Consider the following 5,502-nt stretch of genomic DNA (forward strand, 5'->3'; position numbering starts at 1 on the left):
GGGCGCGGTAAGCCGCCGGGCCGTAGACGGCCTCGATGCGTTCCCGCGCCAGGCTGCCAATGGCCCCCGCCATGGCCGGAGCGGCCAGCAGCGTGTTCACCCGCTCGGCCAGCGCACCGATGTCGGCCGCAGGCACAAGCAGCTCGCCGCAGCCTGCAGCGTTCAGAATCTCCCGCAAGCCGCCGGAATCATAAGCAACCACCGGCTTGCCGAAGGCATAGCCTTCGAGCGCCGTCATGCCGAAGCCTTCACGGATCAGGCTGGGAACGACCAGCAGATCCATGGCGCAGTAGGCTGCGGGCAGACATTCTTCATATCCGACAAATCTGAACCGGGAGGTTAGCCCCTCCAGCTTCACCTTGCGGACACAGCGTTCATAGTAGCTTTTGTCTCCGGGGGAACCCACTACAATGTAACGGGCTGCCGGATGCTGCTCATGGACAAGGACAGCCATTTTGACGAAATGCTCCAGACCTTTTTCTTTATTAATGAAGGAAGAGACATAACCGATCAGCGGTTCCTCCGGCGCTACCTTCAGTTCACTCCGCCGTTCTCCCCGGAGCTTGCTCCAGGCTTCAAACATCATTTCCGTTTCATTCCAGGACGGGGGAAGCTGGGTCACCTTGCCTTCACGGATATCCTCGGGGAAGCAAGCCGCAGCCGTCTGCGAGATGGCCAGAATCTCATCGCTGTAGTTATGGATCAGCTCCACGCTGATCGGAGTGAATTCGTTATCCGTAATGGTCTCGGAGATCTTCCACACCACCGGAATGCCCAGTGATTTCGCTGCCATCGGCGGCAGTGCATGCACACAGGTACTGGAAATAATGAACGACGGGCGCACACCCGCAAGCCAGTCACTCAGCTCCTGGTACTCCCGGCTCTCCTGAAGCTTGCGGATGTCTGCCGGAAGGCCTGCGTATGGAGTGTACATTCCATAGACAAGCGGAATAGATAACAGCTGGACATTGATTCCGTAGCTCCGAGCCAGGCGCGTCAGCTTCCCGTCCTGCGGGGCTACGAGAATACAATTAAAGTAAGGAGACAGCTCCCGGCTGAAGAACAACAGCAGCTTCTCCGCACCCGTAATACTGCGTGTATTGGAAACATGGGAAAAGAGGACGATTGTAGCTTTGTCGGCCATGGTGTCTCGGCGCTCCCCCGCGAGGGGCTGTGGAGCAGCCATTCACCTCCCTAAAAGTTTTACGAGCACTCACTGCAGAGTATTTCTTCGTGTAAAACTCGCTTCGGAAGCATTCGCTTAAGTTTTACGAAGCTTAGCATCAGGGCAATTTCATCGCAGTAAAACTCGCTTCGAAAGCATAAACTTAAGTTTTACGAGCATTCACTGCAGAGCATTTCTTCGTGTAAAACTCGCTTCGGAAGCATTCGCTAAGTTTTACTTTCTTTCATCCGGTGGATATCCGCCGCAAGCAGGCTAACATCATAACCCGGTACTCCATCCAGTATATTGAGGGGGCACAGATGCCGGCACGACACCTGTCCCCTGTGATGCGCACATTTTTGAAGCGTTCTGCGGGGATTTAGCCGTAAATGACCTTCAGCAGCTGGTTCAGGCGTATGGTGTAGGTGTGGTCCTTCAGGGTCCGTTCAAAAGCGCGCAGCGCCATATCCCGGCGTTCCTCCTCATGCGTCAGGTAGAAACGGATTTTATCCATCATTTCCTGCGGGCTTGAGAAGGTATCAATCTCTTCCCCGACCTTATAGAAGGAACCCATGTCATCCCTGGCGTCGCTGAGCTGCAGCGTGCCGCTGGCGGCGATTTCGAAGGTGCGGGGATTCGGCGATGCGGCCGGAATATACAGCGTATTGTTATTGGCTACCTCATCAATGTGCGAGCGGTGTAGGTTGATGACAATCTTCGAACCGCTGTAGGTGACTGCCGTTTCCTGCGGAGACATCCATTTGCCAATCTCAATCCGGTCACCATAGATAGGTGCTTCCGGCAGACGGTCCCACCAGATTCCGTTAATCACCGTGTTGTAGCTCATCAGCTCAGGCATAATATCGCGGAAGAAATTGATCCGGTTCCAGTAAGCAGACCCGATGAAGCTGACATCGCGGCTGACCTGCGAACGTCCGGTAGTCGGGCGGTAATGCTCGCGGTGGGCGGCAAAAGGCAGATAATGAACTTCAGTGCACCCGAGGCCGCGGTAGAACTCCACGCAATTACGCTCCAGAGTGAATACATAGTCATAGTGGGCGACGATTTTCATGGTGAAATCCGTATAGTACGGATCATCGGTGAGCCATATCGCAGTCTTAATGCCTCTTCCGCGCAGAACAGCGACCTGATCCAGCGGTAAATCCAGACCGTCCAGGACCAGGACCAGATCCGGACGCTGGGCCGAAACCAGCTCCACCAGATTCTGGCGCACATCCGTAATGGTCACCTGGGCGGTCAGTCTTTGCAGGGCGAAGAGTACCGCATCATCAAGCGGAGAATACGGATACCCTTTGCCTGAAGCCACATACATGACATGGATATTGCGTACCGGAAGCGGCTCTTCCGGCCGGCCGTCCAGAATCGCCAGGCGTCCGCGCAGGTAACCTTCATCGTATCCGACCTTGAAGCCGGTCAGGCGGCCACTCAGTTTCTGCTCTTCCGCAGGGGTCCGCGGCAGAGGCGGCGCAGGCATTATAAATTGATTATTCATGTTTATTCGCTCCTTCTATCCCATAATGGATTTTCACCCTTGTGCAGCAAGAACTCCCAGCAAATGAGGCAGACGCGCGGTAAACGTGTGGTGGCGCAGCGTCGTCTGCAGTCCCCGCAGCGCATACTGGCGGCGCTCCTTCTCATGCTTCAGGTAATAGTCAATTTTGCTTTTCAGCTCGTCGGCAGAGGCAAAGGTCTCCAGATCGTGACCCGGACGGTAGTGGCTGCCCAGATCCTCACGGACATCGGTCAGCTGCATCGTTCCGCAGGCACTGATCTCATAGGTCCGGGGATTAATGGAGAGGGACGGCAGCTGGAAGGTATTCCGGTTATCCTGCCCGCCTTCCCATGGACGGTGAATATTAATGACAAGCTTGGCACCGCTGTAATAGTTGGCCGTTTCCTCGGGAGGGATGAAGCCGCTTTTGATGAATGGAGACAGTTCCTCGAAGGTTTTCAGCCGTTCCCAGAAGCCGCCGGCGATCAGCACCTTCTTGCCGCGGAGGAACGGGGCCAGCTCATCGAACAGCTCCGTCCGGTTGCGGAAGGCATTGCCGATAAACACAACATCGTATTGATACTGCGGTCCGGTACGGCGCGGGTAGAACATCTGCGGGTTGACGCACAGCGGAAGGTAATGCACTGAAGTCACACCCAGCGAACGGTAGAATTCCACGCAGCCCAGTTCGTGTGTAAACACGTAATCATAGTGCCGGCAAATGACTGATGTGTCCTCGGTAAAATAAGGGTCATCCACAAACCAGATCGCTGCCGGAATACCCAGTTTTCTTATTTCCGTAATTTGTTCCAGATGATTCTCGGGAAACACATGCAGCCCGTTCATCACAAGCACCGCTCTCGGCGACTCACGCGATGCCACCTCCAGCATGGTTTCCGGAGAACAGATAATTAGCTCACTGACCAGCTGCCGCAGCGCTTCTGCTACACCCGTGTCTATCGCCTGAAACCCTTGGGGAACATACATCAGCTTGAACGGCCGGCACGCACCCACTACAGGAGAATTCAGACGCTTCACGGCTTCACACAAGCCGAGACGGTATCCTTCCGTGTAACCGTCACGGTAATCCCGCGGACGCACGTTTCTTTTTTTTGCTTTCACGGCCTTCACCCTGCCCCGTCATATTCTCAAGACAGTGTACTATATGCGGAGTCAGCATCCGCCTCATGGACATCTGTCTGTATCGCGGCGAAATTGGCACATGCCCCCTGTCTTTCGCCCGCATGGCCCGAACCTTTGCAGATTTCATCCACTCCAGTTCCCCGCAAAGTGAGGGGTTAGCGCCGAAGCCTTTAGTCAGGTACTTTGCGGGCACCCCAAAATTCATATAGAATCGAAGGAACAGTTTTTCCATCTATCCGGCTAAGAGGAGGGATTTAGAAATGAGTTCGATGTATGACCCGATGCTCTATCTCCGCCATGTAGACCTGCTTCGTGAACAGGTGCCTTCCTTTGACACCTATCCGTTTAATCTGCCGGTGGTGCGGGCTTTGGAGCGGATTGCTTTTCGGAAGCAGGTCACATTTCTTGTAGGGGAGAACGGGACTGGGAAATCGACTGTACTGGAGGGAATCGCAGCCGCCTGGGGGTTCAATCCGGAGGGCGGGACGCTGAACTTCTCTTTTAACACCCGAGCCTCGCATTCGAGTCTCTATGAATACCTGCGGATTGCCAAAGGGGTCAAGCGGCCGAAGGACGGCTTCTTCCTGCGTGCGGAGAGTTACTACAATGTGGCTACTTATATCGATGAGCTGGACGAAGACCCGGAGGCTGGGAGATCCATCAAAGACTCCTACGGCGGCAATTCTCTGCATGAGCAGTCCCATGGAGAATCCTTCTTCTCCACTTTCGTCCACCGCTTCGGCGGACAGGGCATCTATATTCTGGACGAGCCGGAGGCGGCCTTGTCCCCCTTGCGGCAGATGTCGCTGCTGGTGCGGATGCATGAGCTGGCAGCGCAGAACTCCCAGTTCATCATCGCCACTCACTCCCCGATTCTGATGTCCTACCCGGGTGCGGATATATTCCTGCTGGAGGGAGAGAATATCACGCCTGTGGCTCTGGAAGACACGGACCACTATACGGTGACACGGGCCTTCATGACCGACCGGCAGAGAATGCTCCGTGAGCTGCTGGGTGATGATTATGCTTCGGATGCTTCGGACACATAACAGAATAAAATCACCCTAACGGGTGAATTAGGCTGGAGCTATGCAGCCTGTGCAGCTGATGTAGATTTCAAGCCCATCTCACATTGCTCTATTCTGACTATTTTTGTTTGGGGCAGCCGCCGGTAAAATCAGGGGCACTTTTGCCCCTCATTCCCGCCTGCCGCCCTCTTTCGGCGGAATCAGAGGGATTTATCCCTTTAATTTTCTCCTACCGCCCCCGCCCTCTTTCGGCGGAATCAGAGGGATTTATCCCTTTAATTTTCTCCTACCGCCCGCTTTTGGCGGATTCAGAGGGATTTATCCCTTTAATTTTCTCCTACCGCCCACATTCGGCGGAATCAAAGGGATTTATCCCTTTAATTTTCTCCTACCGCCCTCTTTCGGCGGAATCAGAGGGATTTATCCCTTTTTTCTCCTGCCGCCCATTTTTGACGGATTCAGGTGCACAAATGCTCCTCATTCCCGTCTGCCGCCCGCTCTCGGCGGATTCAGGGGCACTTTGCCCCTCATTCCCGCCCGCCACCCACTTTCGGTGGATTCAGGGGCACTTTTGCCCCTCATTCCCGTCTGCCGCTCACTTTCGGTGGATTCAGGGGCACTTTTGCCCCTCATTCCCGCCTGCCGCCCACTTT

The 5,502-nt window shown here is 54.9% G+C and carries 4 protein-coding genes; 1 reads left to right on the forward strand and 3 read right to left on the reverse strand.

Features of this window, described 5'->3' with window-relative positions; translation table 11 throughout:
• The 3 genes from QW71_RS35555 to QW71_RS35565 form a co-directional block, all read right to left on the reverse strand.
• Nucleotides 1–1,144: glycosyltransferase family 4 protein (locus QW71_RS35555; protein ID WP_052770585.1), on the reverse strand; the 1,144-nt coding region annotated here is incomplete at its 3' end.
• A 400-nt stretch (nt 1,145–1,544) separates the two neighbouring features.
• Nucleotides 1,545–2,678, reverse strand: coding sequence for a glycosyltransferase (locus tag QW71_RS35560; RefSeq protein ID WP_039310563.1), 1,134 nt, complete (start codon nt 2,676–2,678; stop codon nt 1,545–1,547).
• Nucleotides 2,679–2,711: 33 nt separating this feature from the next.
• Entirely contained in the window at nt 2,712–3,809 is a 1,098-nt protein-coding gene (locus QW71_RS35565) for a glycosyltransferase (RefSeq protein WP_373604805.1), read from the reverse strand.
• Between the two features lie 281 nt (nt 3,810–4,090).
• On the opposite strand from QW71_RS35565, the gene QW71_RS35570 reads away from it, so the two are divergent.
• On the forward strand, nt 4,091–4,870 hold the full coding sequence (locus QW71_RS35570) for an AAA family ATPase (protein WP_039310571.1): 780 nt from the start codon (nt 4,091–4,093) through the stop codon (nt 4,868–4,870).
• Nucleotides 4,871–5,502: the final 632 nt, after the last annotated feature.

Source organism: Paenibacillus sp. IHB B 3415 (assembly GCF_000802655.2).
GTDB lineage: Bacteria > Bacillota > Bacilli > Paenibacillales > Paenibacillaceae > Paenibacillus_AQ > Paenibacillus_AQ phytohabitans.

Coding starts and splice junctions, on each gene's coding strand:
- QW71_RS35560 (WP_039310563.1), bottom strand. CDS start 2,678: ATGAATAATCAATTTATAATGCCTGCGCCGCCTCTGCCGCGGACCCCT.
- QW71_RS35570 (WP_039310571.1), top strand. CDS start 4,091: ATGTATGACCCGATGCTCTATCTCCGCCATGTAGACCTGCTTCGTGAA.